Origin of the sequence: Rhizobium sp. L1K21 (assembly GCF_024055895.1) — a bacterium.
In the GTDB taxonomy this organism is placed as follows: domain Bacteria; phylum Pseudomonadota; class Alphaproteobacteria; order Rhizobiales; family Rhizobiaceae; genus Ensifer_A.
The window spans coordinates 120,954-142,133 of record NZ_JAMXLE010000009.1 but is presented as its reverse complement, the minus strand read 5'-3'; the positions used below and the strand labels follow the sequence as shown (position 1 = coordinate 142,133).

Sequence of the window (21,180 nt, the reverse complement as noted above, 5' to 3'; positions counted from 1 at the left end):
CCATAATGAGCGGGAGGCTCTTATCATGACAGCTTATTTGCTGCGCAGGGTCGCATTCGGGCTCGTGCTACTCGTGGTCATGTCAACGATTACGTTCTTCCTCGTCTTCAGCGGGACGGAACGGGTGGCGGCCAATATTCTTGGCGAGACTGCGTCGAACGCCGATATTGCGGCACTGACCCAAAAGCTGGGCATCGACCGTCCACTGCTCGTTCAGTACGGAGACTGGGTCGGCAACGCGGTTCAAGGTGACCTTGGTGACGCCTGGACAACGACCGGTTCAGTGACGGAGATATTGGCGAGGCGCATGCCTGTAACCCTGTCGATTGTCTCGACTGCAATCCTGGTTATGGCCGTGGTTTCAGCCATTCTCGGCATTGTCGCTGCGGTTAGGGGCGGATGGGCAGACGGCTTGATACAGGTGATCAGCATCGTCGGTTTTGCCATTCCGAATTTCTGGCTCGGTTTGATGCTGGTTGTGCTTTTCGCATTGAACCTGCAGTGGCTTCCCGCAACGGGTTACGTGTCATTCACGTCGTCGCCAAGCGGCTGGCTGGCCGCCGTTACATTGCCTGTGACCGCACTGGTTCTGTCCGGTATCGCATCGGCCTCTCAGCAGGTGCGCGGAGCCGTGATAGATGCGCTCAATCAAGATTATGTGCGGACGCTGAAAGCCCGTGGCGTGAACATGCGGTCGATCCTGTTCCGCCATGCCTTGCGCAACGCCTTGCCCGCTGCGCTGACCGTCCTTTCTGTTCAGTTTGTCGCTCTGCTCGGCGGTGCGGCGATCATTGAACGCGTATTTGCAATCCCCGGCCTCGGAGAGCTGACAGTACGTTCTGCTGTAATCGGCGACGTGCCCGTGCTCATGGGCGTTGTGGTGACGATGATTATTGTCGTCATTGTTGTAAACCTGCTTATCGACGTGATGAACGCGTGGGCCAACCCGAAGGTGCGCCTGCAATGACCGATATATCATCCACACAGCAAGTCTCGACCCAGGCTCTCAAGAGAACCTCTTTCCTCTGGTCTGTTTTGCGCAATCCGCTCGGGCTTCTCGCCACGATCATACTGCTGGTCGTCCTCTTGACCGCGATCTTTGCTCCGGCGGTGGCTCCATTCGATCCCTCACATGTCGAGATCTTCAAGGTAAACGTGGCGCCCAGTTCCGATTATTGGCTGGGGGGTGACGGGTCCGGTCGCGACATCTTTTCTCGTCTCGTCTACGGTGCACGTAACACACTGGTCGGCGCATCCATTGCTGTTGCCGTAGCTGCTCTGATCGGTGTTACCGGTGGACTGGCTGCCGGCTACTACGGGCGAATTCTTGACGTCGCCTCAAGTTGGGTGGCCGATGGCTTGATGGCTTTGCCGGCGATCATCGTTTTGCTTGCCTTCTTCCAAGCCCTTGGTTCGTCCATCCATCTTTCCATGGCCGTCTTCGGCATCATGCTTTCGCCTGGATTTTTCCGGCTGACGCGGAGCCTTGTTCGATCCGTTCGAAACGAGCTTTACGTCGATGCGGCCAGAGTTTCCGGATTGAGCGATTTCCGCATCATGTGGCGTCACATCCTGCTGGTTATTCGCGCACCTGTTGTCATTCAGGCGTCTATCGTTGCAGGGATCGCGATCGTGATCCAGGCGGGTCTGGAATTCCTCGGCCTGGGGGATGCGTCAATCCCAACATGGGGCGGCATGTTGCAGGATGCTTTTGACAATCTCTATGTGGCACCGATTTCCGTCTATTGGCCTGGGCTGGCTATTGCGATAACCGTCGGTTCGCTGGTCTTGCTCGCCAACGTCATACGCGATCGGATGCAGCAGGGTGACGCCCCTCCCAAGGTATCCCGGCTGCCGAAACCTGAACCCAAGCCTTCGCCGATCTCGAGCGTTTCTGATGATACGCTTCTGGACATTCGGGATCTGGTCGTCGGCTATCCCGGTAAAGGCGAGTGGAAGCAGGTCGTGAAAGCCGTCACCATGTCCGTCAAACGGGGCGAGATCTTCGGTTTGGTCGGTGAAAGCGGCTCTGGAAAGACGCAGACAGCCTTTGCCGTACTCGGTCTTCTTTCGAAGGGTGGCCGTATTCTTTCGGGATCAATCACTTTTGACGGGATCGATCTGACGGCGCTCTCGGCCTCTCAGATGCATGCATTGCGCGGCAAGCGGATCGCCTATGTGCCGCAAGAGCCGATGTCGAACCTCGATCCGTCATTCCGCATTGGCTGGCAACTGGTTGAGCCGATGGTTTCGGTTCTGGGCATCTCCCAAGCCGAAGCCAAGGAACGGGCGCTGGCACTGCTGGCCCGTGTCGGCCTCCCGCACCCGGAGAGGGTCTTCCAGTGTTACCCGCATCAGATATCCGGCGGCATGGCGCAGCGCGTTCTGATAGCCGGAGCGGTATCGTGCAAACCCGATCTCCTGATTGCCGATGAACCGACAACAGCACTTGATGTGACCGTTCAGGCCGAGGTGCTGGAGTTGATGCGCGATCTCCAGGCCGAATATGGAATGTCTATCATCCTTGTGACGCACAATTTCGGCGTCGTGGCCGATATGTGCGATACCGTCGCGGTAATGCGCGATGGCGCTGTCGTCGAGACAGCCGAAGCGCGCAAGCTCTTTGCCGCGCCGGGGCACGAATATACCCGGATGCTCCTCGATTCCGTTCTCGAGGATCCTGATACCCGTACATACTCTCCACCCAAAGAGGCCAGCGCATGACTGCTCCGTTGATCGAATGTGAGAAGGTCAACACCTTCTTTGGGACGTTTCATGCGCTGAAGGACGTCAATCTGACGATCCGTCCGGGCGAAACGGTCGGGCTTGTTGGAGAAAGCGGATCGGGCAAGACGACGATTGGCCGAGCCATCCTGGGTATTGGGCCGGTCACATCCGGTCGCATATCGTTTGAAGGGCAGGACATTGCCGGTGTTGTACCGCGAAATCGCAAAGGTGATGCAGCGCGCATACAAGCGGTTTTTCAGGACCCTTACACCTCGCTGAATCCCTCCATGACCATCGAGGACATCTTGACCGAGCCGGTCGTGGCTCGTCGATTGGCATCAAAAGATGATGCTCGTGCGCAAGTGCGCACGTTGCTCGATCAGGTCGCACTTCCGGCGGATGCGGCGCATCGGTTCCCGCGCGAATTTTCCGGTGGGCAGCGCCAGAGGGTGGCGATTGCGCGCGCGTTGGCGCTGCATCCAAAGCTGATCGTTTGCGATGAACCGGTTTCCGCGCTTGATCTTTCCACGCAGGCCCGGGTTCTCGATCTCTTCATCGAATTGCAGGAAAGAACAGGCGTCGCCTATCTTTTTGTCTCGCACGACCTGGCGGTGGTGCGGCACATCTCTCACCGGGTCGCCGTTATGCGCAGCGGCGAGATTGTTGAATTCGGCGAATGCGACCAGGTAACGGCACACCCCGAACACCCCTATACCCAGCGCCTGCTTCTCGCAGCCCCGGTCGCCGACCCCGTGCGACAGCAGGAACGCCGAGAAGCGTTTCTTTCTCTCGGCAAAGAGGCCTGAGATGCGCGTCATTGTCGTCATGTTTGACAGCCTGAACCGGAAAATGCTGCCACCTTATGGTGGAGACCCGAAGAATGCGCCGAATTTTGCCAGGCTGGCCGAGCGGGCCGTTACATTCGATCATTGTTATGCCGGGTCCATGCCCTGCATGCCGGCGCGACGCGAGATGCATACCGGTCGATACAACTTTCTTCACCGCTCTTGGAGTCCGCTCGAACCTTTCGACGACAGCGTCCCGCAGATGCTCAAGCAGTCAGGTGTTTACACGCATCTGATCACCGATCACCAGCACTATTGGGAAGATGGCGGCGCGACTTATCATAACCGCTATGCCTCCTACGAGTTTTTCCGTGGGCAGGAAGGTGACCTTTGGAAGGCTGATGTTGCTGCCAGCGCTGGCACCAGTCTGACCGATATCGGCCCCAGGATGCGTCAGCAGGACGCGGTCAATCGTGCTGCTATCGAGGCCGGCGGCGTGCATCCGCAGACGGGTGTGTTTGATGCCGGGCTGGCTTTTCTGCGCGACAACGCCAAAGCCGACAACTGGATGGTGCAGATCGAAACCTTCGATCCGCACGAGCCTTTTTATTCCTCCCGACGTCACATGGCCCAGTTCGAAGACCCTCAGGGTGGTGATGGTTCTTTCGACTGGCCACCCTATGCCCGTGTAACCGAGGACGAAGCAACTGAGGAAGTGGCGCGTAACCGCTACCTTGCGCTCCTGGCAATGTGTGATGAAAACCTGGGCCGCGTGTTGGACCTTATGGACGAACAGGACATGTGGGCGGATACAGCGCTCATCGTTTGCACCGATCATGGCTACATGCTGGGCGAAAAGGGGTGGTGGGGTAAGTCCGTCCAGCCCTGGTACGAGGAAACGATCCACACGCCGCTGTTCTTCTGGGATCCACGCACACCGGTGAAGAAGCAACGCCGGAAAGCGCTCGTGCAGACGATCGATTTCGGCCCGACCTTGCTGGATCTGTTCGGTCATCAACCAACGGCCGATATGCAAGGACGTTCGCTTGCCCTGCACATGACAGACGACCAGCCACTGCGTGATGGTGCTCTCTTTGGTTCTCACGGCAGCCATGTCAACGTCACCGACGGCCGCTATGTTTACATGCGCGCACCGGCATCGGCAGCAAATGCGCCGCTTTTTGAGTACACGCTCATGCCTATGCACATGCGAGCGATGGCCTCGCCGGAAGAATTGCGGCAGGCGGAACTCGTGCCGGGTTTTTCCTTCACCAAGGGCTGCCAGCTTCTGCGGTTCCCGGCATGGGGCCTGGGCAATCCATTTGCCCATGGCACACTGCTCTTCGATCTTCAAACGGATCCGGAACAGACGGCTCCCTTGCAGGATGATGCGCTCGAAACCCGCATGGCGACCCTTCTCGTAGAACTTATGCGCGAGAACGACGCCCCGCTTGAGCAGTTCGAACGACTTGGACTGCCGCCGTCCGGTGCAATCGGGCCTGAGCACCTTTTGGTGTCTAGACAGGCGGACCAGGCTGCGCGTTCCAGGCAACGTGCGGTGCGCCGGGATGTTTTCCCGCCTGACGCCATTATCCGATCGGAACCCATCGGCAAGTTGATGCAGGTCGACGCCGCGCAGCAGCTTTTGGTCGAGGCCTTTCCACTGCTGAAGAATGCAGCAACGCGCCCCTATGTCGGTCATAAGACGGTTGTTGAAGTTGCCGCGATGCAGGCAGGTACGAGTGAAGTTGAGCTTGAAACTCTTGAAGCGAAGCTCGCGGCAGTGTTGGCAGAGATCTGAAAAACCATGAGCAAGAAACCGAACATTCTTTGTCTGGTCAGCGAGGACTGCCCGCCCCGCCTTGGCGCTTACGGCGACAGATTGGCACGAACGCCGAACCTTGACGCCCTGGCAGCCCGCGGAGTCACCTTCGACACAGCGAATTCAACATCTCCGGTATGCGCCCCTTCCCGGTTCTCCATCCTGACAGGACGGATGGCCGAAAGCGTCCCTCCCGCGCAGCAGATGACATCGTGGGGCGATATGCCGGCGGGGATCGCCACTTATCCGGAGTTCATGCGCGCGGCGGGTTATTATTGCACCAACAATTCGAAGACCCACTACAATGTCGATCTGGCTGACCCAACGGCGCTGTGGGACGATTGCAGCGGTACCGCGCATTGGGTCAATGGTCCCAAGGACAAACCGTTTCTCGCAATCTTCAACTGCATGTTGACCCATGAAAGCTGCGTCTTCGAAGAAAAGCCGGGCGCGGTAAAGCCTGGCGATGTCACTTTGCCTGCGCATTTGCCCGACTTGCCAGAACTGCGGCAGGACCTTGCGAGCTATTATAATCGCATCGCTGAAATGGACGCCTGGATGGGCGTGCGTATGGCAGAGGTTGAAGCCGCGGGCCTGACGGACGAAACGATTGTCATCTACCATTCCGACCACGCGTCACCGCTGCCGCGTTCCAAGCGCTTCTGCTACGACGACGGTCTTCAAATACCGCTCATCGTTCACGTGCCTGAGAAATGGCGGCATCTGCTTCCGGATGATCCCGGCAGCCATATCGCGACCCCGGTTTCGATGGTCGACCTTTTCCGCACGCTTGCTGCAATCATCGAAGAAGAAGCGCCTGAAGGTGTGCAGGGCGTCCCTTTCATGGGTCCGGAACGCCTCAAGCGGACATATGCGCTGGCTGGGCGCGATCGCATGGATTCGCGCTATGATCTGACACGCACCCTGCGCGACGAACGCTATCGCTATATCCGCAATTATGCGCCGCACCGGCCCTGGGGGCAGTACTATGCATACGCATGGAATGCCGCGGGTTACCGTGCCTATGAAACGGCGTATCTTGCAGGCGATTTGACCAAGATACAGGAGCGGTTCTGGAATACCAAGCCGTCAGAAGAATTATACGATATGCAGGCGGATCCCGACTCGGTGATGAACCTCGTCGGCGATCCCGCCCATGCCGAGCACCTTGAAACGATGCGCGCCGATCTGGATGCACAAATGATCGCAGTTCATGACTGCGGTTTCATCCCGGAACGCTCGGCCACTGAAGTGCTGCCGGCACGCAATGATCCGGCAATCTATCCGATCGAAGATGTCATCGCGCTAGCCAACCGCGCCATTGCACGCGATCCGGCAAATATTCCCGCCTTTATGAAGGCGCTCGCCGACACTTCAGCGGTCGTCCGCTACTGGGGTGCACAGGGTTGCCTGATGCTGGCCGTTAAGGGCCATGCGATGCCGTCCACTCTCGAAAACATTATTGAAGATGAGCGCGACCCGGACGTTCTCATCGCACTCCACGAGGCTCTCGGCCATGCAGGACATGTGGAAGCATCCGTGCGTACATTGACCGCGCTTGCGGACGAGCAACAAACACTGTGGCTCCGGCTCAAGGCACTCAGCGCACTCGCCGCACTGCCCCTGATGCCGGAGATATCGCGATCGGTGGTGGCCTGCGCAGCGGAAGATCCCAGCACAGATTTGCGCGGAACCGCGGCTTACCTTCTGCATCGGCTCGACGGCACTTACACGCCAGAGACCCGCATATTCAATCACGCGCTTTTCTTGAAGCACATGAAAGGCCATTCCGGGATCGGGCCGCAATCCTTCCCCGATATCGAAGACATCAAAGTAAAGAGGAACGGATGACGCTCGACTTATTCCGACTGCGAAAAGCGCCATTCAGTCTCGATCGTGAAGCACTGTCCTGGGTCGAGACGACATTCCATGCACTTGATGATGCCGAGCGCGTCGGCCAGATTTTCAATATGTTGTCGCGTGGTGACGAGGACGGCGAACGTGAGACGTTTCAACACTTCAAGCCCGGTGGGCTGACGCGCTATTTCAAGGATAATGCAGAAGAGGAACGTGCGCGGCTGGCTGAGCTTCAGGCCGATGCGAAGGTTCCGCTGCTGATCTCGGCGGACCTTGAGGGGTCGCGCATGAGCCTTCCCTTCGGTACGCCCGTTCCCAATCCACTGGCCCTCTCGGCGATTGATGATCTTGCCGTGACCGAGGAGGTCAGCCGTATCATGGCGCGCGAAGCGCGCGCTGTCGGGTTGAACTGGTCATTTACACCGCTTCTCGACATCAATGCCGCTACGCGCAGCTCCATTGTCGCGACCCGAAGCTTTGGCAGCGACATGGAGCGGATTCGCCGTCATGCGTTAACGCAGCTAAGGGTGTTCCAGGAAGAAGGAATTGCCGCAACGATCAAGCACTGGCCGGGCGAAGGCCATGATGCCCGCGATCAGCATCTGGTCACCACCATCAATCCGCTGTCGATGCAGGAATGGGCCGCCTCCCACGGAAGGCTCTATCGCGACGCGATTGACGCCGGGGCGCTGGCGGTGATGTCCGCGCATATAGCACTGCCGGCTTATATGCAGGGCGAGGGTGCTGAAGGTGCAGAGCTATATCGACCTGCGTCACTGAGCCCCGAGCTGACGACAAAGCTCTTGCGCCAGGAGTATGGCTTTAACGGCCTCATCGTTTCCGATGCCAGCGAGATGGCAGGTGTAACGTCGTTTATGAGTGCGGTCGATGCCAAGGTTGAAATCGTGAACGCGGGCAACGATATGATCCTTTTTTCAAACGCACCGGAACGGCATTTCGGCGCGATTCTGGAAGCGGTGCAGTCCGGTCGCATACGATCCGAGCGGTTTGCCGATGCAGTGCTCCGGGTCCTCGGCCTGAAGGCGAGGCTCGGCCTGCATCGAGGCGATGCGCTCCCGCCTTTCCCGCCGATCCAGTCGAAGCGCGTTCAAGAAATAATACGTCGCGCTCCAGTTCTGGAGAAGGATGTCCAGAATTTGCTGCCGCTGTCGGCCGACACTCACAAGCGCGTCGCTGTCGTTGCGCCGGGGATCGTCGAGCCTTTGTGGAATTCCACCATGCCGATTGTTTTCCCCGAGCTTCTGAGCGCCGAAGGCTTCGACGTCACGGTACACGAAGTTGGTCACCCGCTCGAACCCGAAGACTACGATCTGGTGATCTATGCCTTTTCGGAGGAGACACTTTTGACGCGCGGTCGCATTTTCCTTGATTGGGCGAAACTCGGTGGCGGTATGCGCGGTTCCATGCAGCGGGTGTGGCACGAGGTGCCAACGCTGATGATTTCCTTCGGCTATCCTTATTACCTCTACGATGCGCCGCGCGTACCGACCTATATCAACGCCTGGGCAACGATGGACGAGATGCAGAAGGCTGTCGTCGATCTTATTCTGGGTCGTGCCGAGTGGAACCGAAACAGCCCTGTCGATGCGTTTGACGGGGCACCTGATGCACGATTCTGATCGTGGCGCGAACTGAACAGAATGGAGACGGCTATGAGCTATGTATTTTCCCCAGCACCGGTAACAACGGTTCCCGTTGTTGGCACCAGTGATCTGTTTCCGGTGCGGCGCATTTTCTGCGTCGGCCGCAACTATGCTGCCCATGCCCGGGAAATGGGCCGCGATCCGGACCGCGAGCCGCCCTTTTTCTTCACCAAGCCGGCTGATGCCGTTGTTGCAGACGAGGCAACGATTCCCTATCCGCCCGAGACCGAGAATTTACACTATGAGGCCGAACTGGTCGTCGCAATCGGCAGGGGCGGGGTGAACATAACGCTGGAGAATGCGCTTGCCCATATTTACGGCTACGCGGTCGGCAATGACCTCACGCGCCGTGATCTTCAGCTCAAGGCCCGCGAACAAGGTCGCCCGTGGGACTGGGGCAAGGCCTTTGATCGATCCGCCCCGATTGCGCCGATCCATCCTGCTTCGTCCGTTGGCCATCCTTCGAGTGGTTCGATCAGACTGACGGTGAATGGCGAGGTCAAGCAGGATGCCGATCTGCAGGAATTGATCTGGTCCGTACCGGAGATCATCTCGATCTTGTCCCACTCTATGGCGTTGCAGCCGGGCGATCTTATCATGACCGGTACCCCCGCAGGCGTTGGCCCGCTTGTTGAAGGCGATGTCTGCGTCGTCACGATTGAGGGGCTTGGGGATCTGACCACCACCATTGGGCCTCGCTCATGACGCTCAAGCTGCATAATTTTTTCCGCTCCTCGACATCGACTCGCCTCAGGGCGGCGTTGAACATCAAGGGGCTGGAATACGATTACGTGGCTTATGTGCTGCGTAAAGGCGAGACCCGCACGCCTGAATATTTGGCAATGAACCCGCAGGGCCTTGTTCCAACACTTGAGCTGGACGACGGCACGACACTGACCCAGTCGCTCGCCATCATCGCGTGGCTTGATGAGATTCACCCTGAGCCTGCATTGCTGCCCTCTGATCCGCTCGGCCGTGCCAGGGTGCGCTCGCTCGCCTATATGATCGCTTGCGAAATCCACCCGCTCAACAATCTGCGCGTTCTTTTCCGCCTCAACGAGCAGTTCGGCGCAGATGAGGCAGCGCAAAAAGCCTGGTTCACCCACTGGGTGGAAACCACGTTCGATGCGCTGGAAACTGAACTGGCGTCCAGCCCACGCACAGGACGCTATTGCCACGGTGACATGCCAGGTCTGGCCGACCTCTGCCTCTATGCGCAGGTTTGGAACAACCGCCGCTTCGATATCGCTCTCGATCGCTGGCCGACCATTGCCCGGATATTCTCGAGCCTAGACGCGCTGCCAGCTTTTGCAAACGCCGCTCCGCCGAGACAACCCGACACTGCATAATCCAAAAGGGAGGATGCCATGACCGAAGAGCTAAGCCACGAAACTGCACCCCACGGAATGCAGCCCGAGGATACGCCGGAACTGCGTGAGCTCTATCAAGGATTTAAGGAAAACCACCTTAACCCGCTTTGGACACAGACGGGCAGCCTGATGCCCATGCATCCCAAACCCAAAGCAGTGCCGCATATCTGGAAATGGTCCGATCTTCTGCCGCTAGCAGAACGTTCGGGCGAACTTGTCCCCGTGGGGCGAGGAGGTGAACGCCGTGCAATTGGATTGGCCAATCCCGGCCTGGGCGGTCATGCTTACATTAGTCCGACCTTGTGGTGCGCGATCCAGTATCTCTGCCCGGGCGAGAACGCGCCGGAACACCGCCATTCCCAAAACGCCTTCCGCTTTGTGGTCGAAGGCGAGGGCGTATGGACAGTTGTGAACGGTGATCCGGTGCGCATGTCGCGTGGTGATCTCTTGCTCACCCCCGGCTGGAATTTCCACGGCCACCACAATGTTGCGCTGGAGCCTATGGCTTGGATTGATGGCCTCGATATTCCCTTCAGCCAGCAGATGGATGTCGGATTTTTTGAATTCGGCTCGGAGCGTGTGACCGATAATGCCACGCCAAACTTCTCCCAAGGTGAAAGGCTCTGGTGCCATCCTGGCCTCAGGCCGCTGTCGCAGCTGCAAAACACCGTCTCATCACCGATCGGTGCCTATCGGTGGGAATTCACCGATCGGGCTTTGACAGAACAGCTCCTGCTGGAGGACGAAGGCAATCCGGCAACCGTCGAGATGGGACATGCCGCGATACGCTATGTCAATCCGACCACTGGCGGCGATGTCATGCCCACCATCCGTTGCGAATTCCGCAGACTGCGTGCAGGCACCCAAACTGCCGTGCGTCGCGATGTCGGGTCGTCCATTTTCCAGGTCTTCGAGGGGCAGGGCTCGGTCGTCTTGAATGGTGAGAGCCGCAAACTCGAAAAAGGCGACATTTTCGTCGTTCCTTCTTGGGTCACGTGGTCGTTGGAAGCTGAGACGCAATTTGACCTCTTCTGCTTCTCCGACGCACCCATCATGGAGCGACTGAGCTTCATGCGGACGGCCATCGGAGACGAGGCAAAATGATCGAAAGCGACGAAAGAGCCCGTTTGGCACTGCGCGCCCGGCAAGGTGCCGGCGCGCGCTACGATGCAAAGGACGCCCCTGCCGAGACACTTCTGCTGGCCCGACGAGGAACGGCTTACTTCGCACGAAAGCTGAACGAACTTCCCGATGGCGAGTTCGTTTTGCCGTCCGGCCGAGACGGTTGGACGCGGGCCATGCTCATCGCCTATGTTGGCCTTCATGCCCGCGCGCTGGCCTCAATGATCGAAGCCGCTCGCACGGCGAACAATGCGGTGCCCCTTGTATTTCCGGCCGAACGAGACCTTCAGCGCATTCGCACACTGTCTCCCACGGCCTTGCGCCACCTCTTTGACCATTCTGCCAAACATCTTGATGTGGAGTGGCGGGATTTGTCCGACGCCGGTTGGAACTGCAAATGCACTATGCCAGGGCAGATGGCACTTTCAGAAACGCCGCTCAAGCGGGCACAAGTGCTGTGGAACGCCGGTGCTTTAATTGATGGCAGAGCGCAGAAGCGGGAACTTTTTGATTGCAGGCAAGAGCCGAACAGCCTCTTCAGTCTTGCCGGCGAAGCTGGTTATAGTGAAATCTTCAAGGTGATATAGGCAAGCTGGATACGATAATGGCGGAAATCGGCGGTAACTTCGGACATGACAACTGTGCCGTATCGGCGGCGCGAAGTGGAGGCCACCTCTCATGAGTTGCTGCGGCAGTATGACCCGCACGGGCAAAGGCTCTGCCATCCAGGCGGATCGCCCGAAAGTGGTTGCAGAAATAGCGAACAGCGCTCCCCCGGAGAAAGTCTATTTCAAGGGAGCTCACAGTTTCACCGGAACCGCGCATCCGGCCATTCCGCAGGACGGCGAGGGGGTGATACGCAAATATCGCCTGAAGCCCTTCGAAGTTGAGACCGTGCCGGTAACCGTCGCCCGCTTCGCCGCTTTCGTGATTGATACAGATTATGTGACCGTTGCCGAGCGCTTCGGTTGGGGACTTGTTTTTCGTGGGCTGCTCGACGATCCAAATTCGGTGCCACCAGGTGGTGGTGGAACGCCGTGGTGGGGCGTTGTGGACGGAGCCTGCTGGTATGCGCCGGAGGGCCGCAACAGCACAATCGTCTCTCGGGCTGATCACCCCGTGACCCATATAGCGTTCGAGGATGCCCAGGCCTTTGCCGCTTGGGCCGGTGCCCGGCTGCCCTCTGAAGCAGAATGGGAGCATGCCGCACGCGGAGGGTTGGAAAACCCGAAATTTCCGTGGGGAGACAAAGAGCCCAACGATGCGGACTACTTTCCCTGCAACATCTTCCAAGGCCGTTTTCCCGAGTTCAACAGCATCGCCGATGGCTGGATGGGCACATCGCCGGTGACGGCCTTCGAACCAAACGGCGCGGGTCTCCACGACATGGCCGGCAATGTCTGGGAATGGACGGCGGAGCCTTTCCGCATTCGTTCGGCCAGCAAGACAGCTCAGGTCCGAAATGCGCATGCCCGGCAATATGACGAACGACTTCTGAAAGGCGGCTCCTTCCTGTGCCATATCGACTACTGCTATCGCTACCGAATTGCCGCCCGTCTGGCCGGTGCCGCAGACAGTGGCGGATGCAATTCGGGTTTTCGTCTGTTTTATGATGCGGCATAGAGCGAGTGCATTTTACAAATAATGCCGCGTGCTCATCTGATTAGATTTCGGGCCGCCTCTCAGTCAGAGCGCAGAGATGTTCCTGTTGATATGCCGCAGCATACGCTTCAGCGTCGTAGCCGCCTCGGGGTCAAGACCTTCAACTGCGGTGTTACTCATACACCGCTGCAAGCGGCATCAGTTCGTCGGCCAGTTGCGCACCCCGCGGTGTCAGGTGGATGTCGATTTACACTTGAAACTGGGACGCGGGCAGCTTTTGGAAGTGTAACGTTTTGCTGGCTACGCGAAGGCGATATCCAGGCGTAGCCCAATATGAAGCATCATCGCCACACTGTCGTGGGATATGTTGAAATGGCGGGCTGCCTCCCGCTGGCTCATGCCTTCTGAACAGGCCAGACGGACTTTCCGATGAAGTTCCACGGTGTGTATCTACTCGCCCTCCCCTGCAATAACGAGAAAGGCAAAAGCGGGCGACTTTTGCATCGCCGTTCTCAGCCGCTAACGATAATTACGCGCGAGCTTCCGGGTAGAGCCGGGAGGGGCTCAAGCTCAACGGGAACGGCCCAGGGAAGAATACAATCCCTCTACTCTCTTGGGTCTTCATACTGCCAGTCCGGCTCGAAACTGACAAAGCGTGCGCTGATCCATCCCGTCTGGCCATCGGCCTCAGCCTTGACCCAAACGGCCTGATCATCGTCGGTGATCGCACATTCCAGCAGGTTGATGTCTAATTGATCAGGTAGTGTGGCTATCTTTTCTGCAGCGACGGACGGCTGCAGGCGCATGCTCACCCGGCTATAGGTCTTGGCATTTGTCCAGCTTCCGGTATGCGTCAGGTTACCCTCCTTGGGCTGCAACACTGTGCCGGTAAAATTTCCCATGGAGCACCCGGTCACATCGGCAAGCAGGCCGGTCGTCGCATAATTGACCGGAGGATATTCGACTTCGCACCAGTCATCTTCTGAAATCGAACCGCTCGCGGTTACGCAAGGCGCTGCGTTGTTATCCGTCATTTCTATCAAGAGATTACCGTTGGGAGAAAGCGCCATAATGCATTTTTCGCCGGTCAGGAAACGTCCTCCCAATGCCTTGTCTTCTCTACCCTTGAAGAGTTCTTTGACCGAACTGCCCAGCGGAGGCACAAAATCGCCGTCCCCCAGAAATGATGGTGAAGGACCATTGCGCCCCAACCAAAGGAGGCGCGTGCACATGTCAACAACCTTTGAATCGGGCAAGGAATCGGCGTTTAAAGCATCAGACAAGCCACCATAGGCCACGGGTTCAAAGCGCAGCTTGTAGGCAAGGTCATTGGCTTCAACAACAAAAAAACTGTCGGATTCCCGATGCTTAAGCGCTTCAACCAACAGCTCAGGCGGGCTGACGCCCTGAGTGATCAGGCTCATGTAGGCGTTTACAATATCATAGGTGAGGTTCATGACCTCCTTTACATTACCCTGTTGGTCTTCAAGCTCTTTCGGAAGAATACCCATGTGAAAGCCAACTTCGCCGCCGGCCTCGATATTGTTCAACAGGGATAGGGAGAAGATCAACGCGCATGCGGAAAGGCACTGGTGGCCCTTGAGCACATATGTACCACTGAATGCAGGATCATCTTGTCCACCAAATTGGCCTTCCAAAAACAGACCGATTTTGATCCCCTCCAGGAAGTTCCCACCAGGGCTGTCCAGGGCTATCCTGAAATCATAAATTCCAGTTTCTTCGTAGGTCTTATCGATAAAGGCCTGCAATTTTTCGGTGTCGCCTCTTTCAATGACCCCCGACAACCGGATGACCCGAAAGCCCCCGGAGGAAGCGAATTTGGCGTGAGGGCGTTCGAGACCTTTTCTATTCTGCGGAAGATCAATATCGGGGTCGTATTCGCCATCATACTGACTTGAGGGAAGATAGATTGACCGAAGACCGGTGATTTGAGAAACCAGATCCTGCCTCAGCTCCAGATTGGCCGAGGAGGAAGGTGTTGCGCTGCATACCAAAATCGCGAAACAGATGGTTGCCCATCTTCCGAACTCCAACAATGTGCGCATCAAAAATCCCCCAATAAAATTGCTTACAACTACTGCGTAAATTACCGAAAACGCACAAACAAGAATTATCGGCTTGAGCGGTATTGCCAGAGCGTTATAGCACGGCAACTTGATAGGGATCCGGCTCGCGGACTTCATCAGAGCCAGCGGAAATTGATCCCGCACAAACGGGCCGGACAAAAGACCGTTGGCAAGAAAGATCACAGACACAAAGAAACCACCTTCAAATCAGGGGCTGTCCACAAATGGCAATACCGTAGTTGGCAACCATTTAAGTGTATCATGAATTGCATAATTGGCCTGCTCATTTGAACCGGTTATTTTCAGGATGGGGGTTGCAAGCCCATCGCGAACATATGCGGCCCATGCGGCAATTGCCCTTGAAAACCCTACTCGCCCAAAGAGGTCAGCGAACCCGGCCGATATCCTCGCCCCCTCTTTTTTCGCAGGAGGCCGAGAAACAGCTCGACCGCAGCAGCTTCGCTCTCGAAATGATGGACTTTCGATTGCCCTTTGGCGCCAATGCGCCCCCATTGCCGGATGAGACAGATTTCCCCGAACAGATCTGGCTCGATCGACAGGCGATAAAAGCGTGCCATGTTTTGGCTTGCGTCTTTCCGTTCGATATAGAGCTGATAGGGCTGGGCGATCATGGTTTGAGCCTGGCATAGGCGGGATTGATCGTCCAACGACGTTTATGAATCGGTGGCGCTTGATCGATTCATGTCAATGATGGATAGCTCGCGGAGTGAAGCAAAGCCGGCAGATCAGAGCGCGGGAGAGGAACAATGATGGACGAGAATATTCAGATCGAAACCCGCGGTGACTTTGGTCTGTGGGCCATTGAAGTCGCCAGTCAGATCGTCAACGAACAGGGGTTCGAACTCGCCAGGGCCGCGCGTGATGGCACCGAAGACGACATTCGCGGCGCAGGCAATGCATTGGGCCAGGCCATCACGACCGCATTGATGGAGGTCTATGACGGACTTTTGCAGGAATAGTCCTCGTCCATGTGATGCCGTGGAGGCTGGACGATGAGGGGAGGGTGCCGGACAGGGCGACAAGCTCCTCCTCTTGATCGAATATGCCGAAGAAGGACAATACGGCCAGCGCTCGGCCGGCAACCTTGCCCGCAACGATTTTCCCCTGTCGCGTTCCGCGCCATTCCTTGCGCGAAGCAAAATCGCTACGGCTTGCGGTTCTCCACTTCGTTTCGACCCTTCGGGTGCAAGCCTCTCTGGTGCTGGCCGTCTTTAGCGTCGATCGGCAATGCGAAACAAGGCGCTACGACATGACCGACAATGGGGGTATTCTCGGGCGGGCAGTGCCGGTTCTCACATTTGGAGCCGATTGAGGGTGTCAATATTGGCCACCCTTTGCTATAGTGCGATCTGATGGATTCTCTAAACGGAGTGAACCTATGCCTGCCGCGCACGCCCGTAACGTCGCCCTGACACCGCAATTGTCGTCCTTTGTCGATGATCTCGTAGCTTCCGGCGAATACGCCAATGCCAGCGAGGTCTTACGCGAAGGACTGCGCGTCCTGAAGGAACGCCGTGAAGTTCAACTGGCTGAACTCACGGAAATTCGCACAAGGATTGCCATCGGTGTTGATCAGCTTGATCGGGGTGAGGGCGTTGCGCTCACGGCTGAGCAGGCGACGGCCAGGATCATGGCGAATGTGGTCAGGAAGCGGACGGCACCGGCGTGAAGACGGTCGTCTATTCGCCTGCCGCCTTGGCGCGCCTGGAAGACATTGCCGATTATACCTTTGAGCAATTTGGGGAGGCGCAGGCCGAAGCCTATGTGCGTCGTCTGACGCTTCGAGTTGATACACTGGCGGCCGGAGAAGGCCCTGCTGCGCGGCCCTGCGGCGTGCTGATGGGAGGCGATCAGGAGGCCACCAATCTCTGCTATTACCGTGAGGGGAGCCACGTCCTGATCCTGCGCGAACGTGCCGACATCCTGGATGTGGTGGAGATTTTCCACGAACGCATGGATATCGAGTGCCATTTGCGGCGTCTGACGTAATCGAGGCTCAGGTGATGAATGGCAAAAAGGCTGGGCACCATGGAGGTGGCCTGGCAAAGCTGGTTCATACCCTCACACCGTAATATTGCACGCGGACCGCCGCCCAGACGCACCAAAACACAAATCCCCATAGCTCGGAGTATTCCGCCCGCGGGTTCCTGCAAGAGGGGCTTTCGTACGCCTAAAGGCACCCGAACCCTTCATCTTTGCGGACGTTCAAGCTGCCAGCTTCCCCGCTGAAAAGCAGACCTTCATTCAGCAAGACCGAAGCTCTGTTGTGATCACCGTGCCGCGTCGCGCCAGTTCCACGTCAAAATGCGGTGGTGCGTACGGGGTGATGGGAACGAAATGACCTTTCACCCGGAAGACCTCTTCAATCAGGTCTGATTGTGCAAGATCGTTCGGTTCGCCGTCAAACATCAGCTGGCCGTGTTTCAGGAGAGAAATCCGGTCGCAGATGGCCATAGCCTGGTTGAGGTCGTGGATCGACATAACCACGGCGACGTTTTTTTCACGGCTGAGGCGGTAGACGAGATCGATGACTTCAACTTGAAAGCCAATATCGAGATAGGTTGTCGGTTCGTCCAGAAGCAGGATTTCAGCCTCTTGCGCCAGCGCTGCAGCAATCCATGCGCGTTGCCGTTCGCCGCCTGAAAGTTCGCGCAGAGGACGTGTGGCAAAGTCTGACAAGCCGGTGTTTTCCAGCGCCCAGTGGATCGCATCTTCATCGCGGCTTGTATAGCGGCCCAAGAGGCCGACATGGGCAAAGCGGCCCTGACGCACCAGTTCAATAACGCTGATTTCATCGGGAGCGACCGGCTGTTGGGGCAGAAAGGCCAGCTCCTTGGCGATCTGTCGACGGGACAATTTGGCAATCGACTTGCCGTTAATTGTAATGCTGCCCTTTGTCGGCTTGGTCAGGCCCGCAATGGCTTGCAGGGCCGTGCTTTTGCCAGAGCCATTGGGGCCGATGAGAGCACGCACTTCACCGGGTTGCAGTGACAGATCAAAGCCGTCGAGCGCTTTGCGCTGGCCATAGGTTACTGTGAGGGAGGAACAGGACAGCATGGGTAGTCTCACGGGATTTTGCGTAAAAGAAGGATGAGAAGGGGCGCGCCGCAAATGGCGGTGACGACACCAATCGGAATTTCTTCCGCCTGGCCGAACAGCCGCCCGGCAAGATCGCCCAGTGTGACAATGACAGCGCCGAGCGTGATGGTCATGGGAAGCACGAGCGCAGTTGCGCCCCGGCAGAAAAAGCGTGCCAGATGCGGCACGATCAGGCCGACAAAAACAATTGGCCCGACGACCCCAACCGCACTTGCCGCCAGCAGGCATGAGAGGAACAATGCAAAGGAAAACTGGCGGCGGTAGGACAGGCCGAATGACTGGGACACGGCTTCATCAAAACGCAGAAGCTCAAGCGGCCTGCGAATGAATGGCAGGGCGACGAGCCCTACAATGGTGAAGGGCAGCAGAAACAGGGCGTGTTGCCAGTTACGCGCATAAAGGCTGCCTGACAGCCATTCCAGCAGCACTTCAATGCGGGCCGAACCCCAACCGGCGATAAGACCGATGGCCAGCGCGTGAAGTACTGCCCCCACGGCAATGCCGCAGAGCGTGATGCGCAGCGGGCCGATGTTGCGCATGAAAGCCAGCGCGTAAATGACGCCGCCGGCGGCCAAACCGCCCAGCATTCCGATGAAGGGCAACCATTCCAGCGGGAGGGCTGGAAGGGCGTGCGACCCTGAATTTTGCAGATAAACAGTGAACAGGAGGAAGAGTGTGACGGTGAGGGTCGCCCCTTGCAAAATGCCCATGATGGACGGATCGGCAAGTGGGTTGCGGGTAATGGATTGCAAAAGCAGCCCCGCAACGGCGAAGTGAATGCCAGCCAGCACGCCTGTTGCAATGCGGGGTAGGCGAATATCAATGATGATCGAATGGGCGGACGCCGCTCCATTGCCCAGCAAGGCGTCAATCACCTGTTGTGGGGGAATATCGACGACGCCAAGGAAAATGGAAAGCGCCACGGAAAGCATCGCCAGCGAAAGCGAGACAATCCAAAACCATGGTGAAACGGTGAGGCGGAGGTTTTGAGCCGTTGTCATGCGCCCTGCCTTTGACCTGCAGAAAAGCCGGGTCGCTGCACAAGATAGATGAAGACGGGGCCACCGATGAGTGCAGTGATCATGCCAACGGGCAATTCCTGAGGTGCGGCTATGCTGCGTGATACGATGTCTGAGGCAGCCGTCATCAAGCCTCCAATGGCGGCGGAAAGAGCAAGCGCCCAGCCCGGACCATAGGGCTTCAAAAGTCGCGCAATATGCGGGGCAGCCATGCCGACAAAAGCAACAGGTCCAGCCACAGGTGCGATGCCTGCAACGGGGAGTGCCGCTATAAATACTAGGACAGGACGCCAAAGCGAAATGCGCAGGCCCATGCCTGCAGCCGCCTCATCGCTGAGCGAGAGAAGTCCAATTGCGCGCTGACAGATCATGGCCGCTACAGAGCCAATCATCACCCATGGCAACATGCTGTAAAGATGCGCCCATGAGCGACCCTGAAAGCCGCCAGATAGCCAGAAGGTCAGCGTTGCAGCCTGCGGACCACTGACCAGTAAAATGGCGGTGGTGATGGCGCCGAGGAAAAGGGAAACGGTGATGCCGCCTAGTGCCAGATGCAGCGGACGTGCAGAACCACCACCAGCAACCCAAAAGGTGACGGCCACTGCACTCAGCCCGCCTGTGAGGCCGATCAGCGGATAATACAGGGTGGAGAGCCAGGGCAGATAAACGAGTGAGAAGACGATTGGAACAACCGCACCGGAGGTAACGCCCGTAAGTCCCGGACCTGCGAGCGGGTTGCGCGTGAGGCTTTGCAGAAGATAGCCGGATATCGCGAGGCCCGCGCCTGCACAATAGGCGATGATGCTGCGGGGTAGGCGCAAGACCCAAACGAGAATGGAATTGAACTTACCGTCGGGCGCGATGAGCGCAGCAAAAACGTCTGCGGCTGCAAGCGGTTTAGAACCCGCTTGCAGCCCAAAGAGGATCACCAGCACGGCAACGACAATGGCTATGACGGTCATTGTCAGCGACCGTGCGCGGCTTCCCGGCAAGGCGTTTGCCCTGCCACTCATTAGTTTTGAAGGGTGGCTGGAATGATCTTGGCCGCTTCAGCCCGCACATCGACTTCCGGGAATGTTTTCGGGAAGAGATAGTGAGCAGCTTCACGCAGCACGATCTCGCGGCCAATGGGTCCGTTGGCTTCAACCCATTGGTCGCCCACATAGTGAACGCGGCCATTCTTCACGGCAGATAGCTGGCTCCAGATCGGGTTGCTTTCATGCGGGCGATCCGGCCCATAATCGTAAACGAAGATCACTTCCGGGTCTTTTTCCAGCATGGCCTCCAGGCTCAGTTCCATGCCGAACTTGCCGTTGGTCTGCATGGTGCCCGCGATGTTTTCGCCGCCAAGGGCTGCCACGATAGAGGCTGTTGTGTTTTCAGTATGGAACGCAAACGGCACTTCGCCACCCCACATCACAACAAAGCGGGGATGGGAGCCTTTCGGGGCCTCTTCAACATATTTCGCAAGCTGCGCCTTGAAGGCTTCGTTCAGTTCTACGCCGCGCTCTGGTTGTCCGAGGATTTTGGAAAGTTCGGCCACATCCTCATAGCTCTTTTCCAAAAGCTCCATGTTGTAGGCAAGGTATGGTGCAATGGCGTTGAGTTGATCAGCATTGGCTTCGGTGTAGCGGCGCATGGCTACGATCAGGTCCGGCTTGGCTTCGGAAAGCAGTTCCAGATTTGGCTTCGCGCGCTGGCCAAGCTGGGTCATATCCGCCGTCAGGCCGAGAAGGAAATCCGGGTGGCGGTCGGCGACCATATAGGTGGTCGCAACGGGCTTCAGGCCCAAGGCAAGCGCAACGTCGGTTGCAAAATAGGAAATGCTGGCAATGCGCTGAGGCTTGGCGGGGACATCGACGCTCACGCCTCGGTCATCTTCCACAGTCACCACGTTGGCGGCAAATGCTGAAAGTGGGGTGATTGCAAGCGCGGTTCCGGCAAGGGCGCGCATCAGAAATTGGCGGCGGTTCATGATCGAAATCTCCTCAAGTGCTTGCTGAAA

21 protein-coding genes are annotated in these 21,180 nt (G+C 57.6%); 15 read left to right on the top strand and 6 right to left on the bottom strand.

The annotated features are described in order from the left end of the window. The first annotated feature begins 25 nt into the window (after positions 1 to 25). From NHF56_RS20105 to NHF56_RS20055, 11 genes are all read left to right on the top strand, one after another. Positions 26 to 967, top strand: coding sequence for an ABC transporter permease (locus NHF56_RS20105; RefSeq protein ID WP_252807946.1), 942 nt, complete (start codon positions 26 to 28; stop codon positions 965 to 967). Then, a complete protein-coding gene (locus NHF56_RS20100; protein ID WP_252807945.1) occupies positions 964 to 2,724 on the top strand; it encodes a dipeptide/oligopeptide/nickel ABC transporter permease/ATP-binding protein in 1,761 nt (586 codons plus the stop codon). The genes NHF56_RS20105 and NHF56_RS20100 overlap by 4 nt, the downstream gene beginning before the upstream one ends. Continuing rightward, entirely contained in the window at positions 2,721 to 3,533 is an 813-nt protein-coding gene (locus tag NHF56_RS20095) for an ATP-binding cassette domain-containing protein (RefSeq protein WP_252807942.1), read from the top strand. The genes NHF56_RS20100 and NHF56_RS20095 overlap by 4 nt, the downstream gene beginning before the upstream one ends. Position 3,534: 1 nt before the next feature. Then, complete coding sequence (locus NHF56_RS20090; protein WP_252807940.1) at positions 3,535 to 5,313, top strand: sulfatase; 1,779 nt, start codon at positions 3,535 to 3,537, stop codon at positions 5,311 to 5,313. A 6-nt stretch (positions 5,314 to 5,319) separates the two neighbouring features. Then, positions 5,320 to 7,185 carry a sulfatase gene (locus NHF56_RS20085; protein ID WP_252807938.1) on the top strand — a complete coding sequence of 622 codons (1,866 nt, stop codon included), beginning with the start codon at positions 5,320 to 5,322 and terminating at the stop codon, positions 7,183 to 7,185. After that, the gene (locus tag NHF56_RS20080) at positions 7,182 to 8,831 is read left to right on the top strand and encodes a glycoside hydrolase family 3 protein (RefSeq protein ID WP_252807936.1); all 1,650 of its coding nucleotides are present in this window, start codon (positions 7,182 to 7,184) and stop codon (positions 8,829 to 8,831) included. Before NHF56_RS20085 ends, NHF56_RS20080 begins: the two co-directional genes overlap by 4 nt. Before the next feature lie 33 nt (positions 8,832 to 8,864). Further along, positions 8,865 to 9,560 (top strand): fumarylacetoacetate hydrolase family protein, encoded by a 696-nt coding sequence (locus tag NHF56_RS20075; protein WP_252807934.1) that lies wholly within the window; start codon positions 8,865 to 8,867, stop codon positions 9,558 to 9,560. Next, positions 9,557 to 10,204, top strand: coding sequence for a maleylacetoacetate isomerase (maiA, locus tag NHF56_RS20070; RefSeq protein WP_252807932.1), 648 nt, complete (start codon positions 9,557 to 9,559; stop codon positions 10,202 to 10,204). The genes NHF56_RS20075 and maiA overlap by 4 nt, the downstream gene beginning before the upstream one ends. 18 nt (positions 10,205 to 10,222) lie before the next feature. Further along, positions 10,223 to 11,329: a cupin domain-containing protein gene (locus NHF56_RS20065; protein ID WP_252807930.1), complete on the top strand. Its 1,107-nt coding sequence runs from the start codon at positions 10,223 to 10,225 to the stop codon at positions 11,327 to 11,329. Further along, on the top strand, positions 11,326 to 11,934 hold the full coding sequence (locus NHF56_RS20060) for a maleylpyruvate isomerase N-terminal domain-containing protein (RefSeq protein WP_252807928.1): 609 nt from the start codon (positions 11,326 to 11,328) through the stop codon (positions 11,932 to 11,934). Before NHF56_RS20065 ends, NHF56_RS20060 begins: the two co-directional genes overlap by 4 nt. 109 nt (positions 11,935 to 12,043) lie before the next feature. Continuing rightward, a complete protein-coding gene (locus NHF56_RS20055; protein WP_252807926.1) occupies positions 12,044 to 12,970 on the top strand; it encodes an SUMF1/EgtB/PvdO family nonheme iron enzyme in 927 nt (308 codons plus the stop codon). A gap of 584 nt (positions 12,971 to 13,554) precedes the next feature. On the opposite strand, the gene NHF56_RS20045 is transcribed toward NHF56_RS20055, so the two are convergent. Further along, the gene (locus NHF56_RS20045; protein WP_252807924.1) at positions 13,555 to 15,225 is read right to left on the bottom strand and encodes a hypothetical protein; all 1,671 of its coding nucleotides are present in this window, start codon (positions 15,223 to 15,225) and stop codon (positions 13,555 to 13,557) included. A 179-nt stretch (positions 15,226 to 15,404) separates the two neighbouring features. Further along, complete coding sequence (locus tag NHF56_RS20040) at positions 15,405 to 15,668, bottom strand: WGR domain-containing protein (protein WP_252807922.1); 264 nt, start codon at positions 15,666 to 15,668, stop codon at positions 15,405 to 15,407. Positions 15,669 to 15,806: 138 nt separating this feature from the next. On the opposite strand from NHF56_RS20040, the gene NHF56_RS20035 reads away from it, so the two are divergent. From NHF56_RS20035 to NHF56_RS20020, 4 genes are all read left to right on the top strand, one after another. Continuing rightward, on the top strand, positions 15,807 to 16,016 hold the full coding sequence (locus NHF56_RS20035; RefSeq protein ID WP_252807973.1) for a hypothetical protein: 210 nt from the start codon (positions 15,807 to 15,809) through the stop codon (positions 16,014 to 16,016). An 83-nt stretch (positions 16,017 to 16,099) separates the two neighbouring features. Further along, complete coding sequence (locus tag NHF56_RS20030; protein WP_252807920.1) at positions 16,100 to 16,369, top strand: hypothetical protein; 270 nt, start codon at positions 16,100 to 16,102, stop codon at positions 16,367 to 16,369. A 66-nt stretch (positions 16,370 to 16,435) separates the two neighbouring features. After that, a complete protein-coding gene (locus NHF56_RS20025; protein WP_252807918.1) occupies positions 16,436 to 16,726 on the top strand; it encodes a type II toxin-antitoxin system ParD family antitoxin in 291 nt (96 codons plus the stop codon). Further along, complete coding sequence (locus NHF56_RS20020; RefSeq protein WP_252807916.1) at positions 16,723 to 17,046, top strand: type II toxin-antitoxin system RelE/ParE family toxin; 324 nt, start codon at positions 16,723 to 16,725, stop codon at positions 17,044 to 17,046. Before NHF56_RS20025 ends, NHF56_RS20020 begins: the two co-directional genes overlap by 4 nt. 255 nt (positions 17,047 to 17,301) lie before the next feature. On the opposite strand, the gene NHF56_RS20015 is transcribed toward NHF56_RS20020, so the two are convergent. The 4 genes from NHF56_RS20015 to NHF56_RS20000 are packed head-to-tail and all read right to left on the bottom strand — an operon-like array spanning position 17,302 to position 21,150. Then, entirely contained in the window at positions 17,302 to 18,114 is an 813-nt protein-coding gene (locus NHF56_RS20015; protein ID WP_252807914.1) for an ABC transporter ATP-binding protein, read from the bottom strand. A gap of 8 nt (positions 18,115 to 18,122) precedes the next feature. Then, the gene (locus tag NHF56_RS20010) at positions 18,123 to 19,157 is read right to left on the bottom strand and encodes an iron ABC transporter permease (RefSeq protein ID WP_252807912.1); all 1,035 of its coding nucleotides are present in this window, start codon (positions 19,155 to 19,157) and stop codon (positions 18,123 to 18,125) included. After that, a complete protein-coding gene (locus NHF56_RS20005) occupies positions 19,154 to 20,188 on the bottom strand; it encodes an iron ABC transporter permease (protein WP_252807909.1) in 1,035 nt (344 codons plus the stop codon). Before NHF56_RS20005 ends, NHF56_RS20010 begins: the two co-directional genes overlap by 4 nt. After that, positions 20,188 to 21,150, bottom strand: a complete 963-nt coding sequence (locus tag NHF56_RS20000) for an ABC transporter substrate-binding protein (RefSeq protein WP_252807908.1) — start codon at positions 21,148 to 21,150, stop codon at positions 20,188 to 20,190. The genes NHF56_RS20005 and NHF56_RS20000 overlap by 1 nt, the downstream gene beginning before the upstream one ends. Positions 21,151 to 21,180 lie beyond the last annotated feature (30 nt).

Bases quoted from the DNA above. Each gene is read 5' to 3' on its own strand.
- NHF56_RS20105 (WP_252807946.1), top strand. From the start codon at position 26: ATGACAGCTTATTTGCTGCGCAGGGTCGCATTCGGGCTCGTGCTACTC.
- NHF56_RS20100 (WP_252807945.1), top strand. From the start codon at position 964: ATGACCGATATATCATCCACACAGCAAGTCTCGACCCAGGCTCTCAAG.
- NHF56_RS20095 (WP_252807942.1), top strand. From the start codon at position 2,721: ATGACTGCTCCGTTGATCGAATGTGAGAAGGTCAACACCTTCTTTGGG.
- NHF56_RS20090 (WP_252807940.1), top strand. From the start codon at position 3,535: ATGCGCGTCATTGTCGTCATGTTTGACAGCCTGAACCGGAAAATGCTG.
- NHF56_RS20085 (WP_252807938.1), top strand. From the start codon at position 5,320: ATGAGCAAGAAACCGAACATTCTTTGTCTGGTCAGCGAGGACTGCCCG.
- NHF56_RS20080 (WP_252807936.1), top strand. From the start codon at position 7,182: ATGACGCTCGACTTATTCCGACTGCGAAAAGCGCCATTCAGTCTCGAT.
- NHF56_RS20075 (WP_252807934.1), top strand. From the start codon at position 8,865: ATGAGCTATGTATTTTCCCCAGCACCGGTAACAACGGTTCCCGTTGTT.
- maiA (WP_252807932.1), top strand. From the start codon at position 9,557: ATGACGCTCAAGCTGCATAATTTTTTCCGCTCCTCGACATCGACTCGC.
- NHF56_RS20065 (WP_252807930.1), top strand. From the start codon at position 10,223: ATGACCGAAGAGCTAAGCCACGAAACTGCACCCCACGGAATGCAGCCC.
- NHF56_RS20060 (WP_252807928.1), top strand. From the start codon at position 11,326: ATGATCGAAAGCGACGAAAGAGCCCGTTTGGCACTGCGCGCCCGGCAA.
- NHF56_RS20055 (WP_252807926.1), top strand. From the start codon at position 12,044: ATGACCCGCACGGGCAAAGGCTCTGCCATCCAGGCGGATCGCCCGAAA.
- NHF56_RS20040 (WP_252807922.1), bottom strand. From the start codon at position 15,668: ATGATCGCCCAGCCCTATCAGCTCTATATCGAACGGAAAGACGCAAGC.
- NHF56_RS20035 (WP_252807973.1), top strand. From the start codon at position 15,807: ATGGACGAGAATATTCAGATCGAAACCCGCGGTGACTTTGGTCTGTGG.
- NHF56_RS20030 (WP_252807920.1), top strand. From the start codon at position 16,100: ATGCCGAAGAAGGACAATACGGCCAGCGCTCGGCCGGCAACCTTGCCC.
- NHF56_RS20025 (WP_252807918.1), top strand. From the start codon at position 16,436: ATGCCTGCCGCGCACGCCCGTAACGTCGCCCTGACACCGCAATTGTCG.
- NHF56_RS20015 (WP_252807914.1), bottom strand. From the start codon at position 18,114: ATGCTGTCCTGTTCCTCCCTCACAGTAACCTATGGCCAGCGCAAAGCG.
- NHF56_RS20010 (WP_252807912.1), bottom strand. From the start codon at position 19,157: ATGACAACGGCTCAAAACCTCCGCCTCACCGTTTCACCATGGTTTTGG.
- NHF56_RS20005 (WP_252807909.1), bottom strand. From the start codon at position 20,188: ATGAGTGGCAGGGCAAACGCCTTGCCGGGAAGCCGCGCACGGTCGCTG.
- NHF56_RS20000 (WP_252807908.1), bottom strand. From the start codon at position 21,150: ATGAACCGCCGCCAATTTCTGATGCGCGCCCTTGCCGGAACCGCGCTT.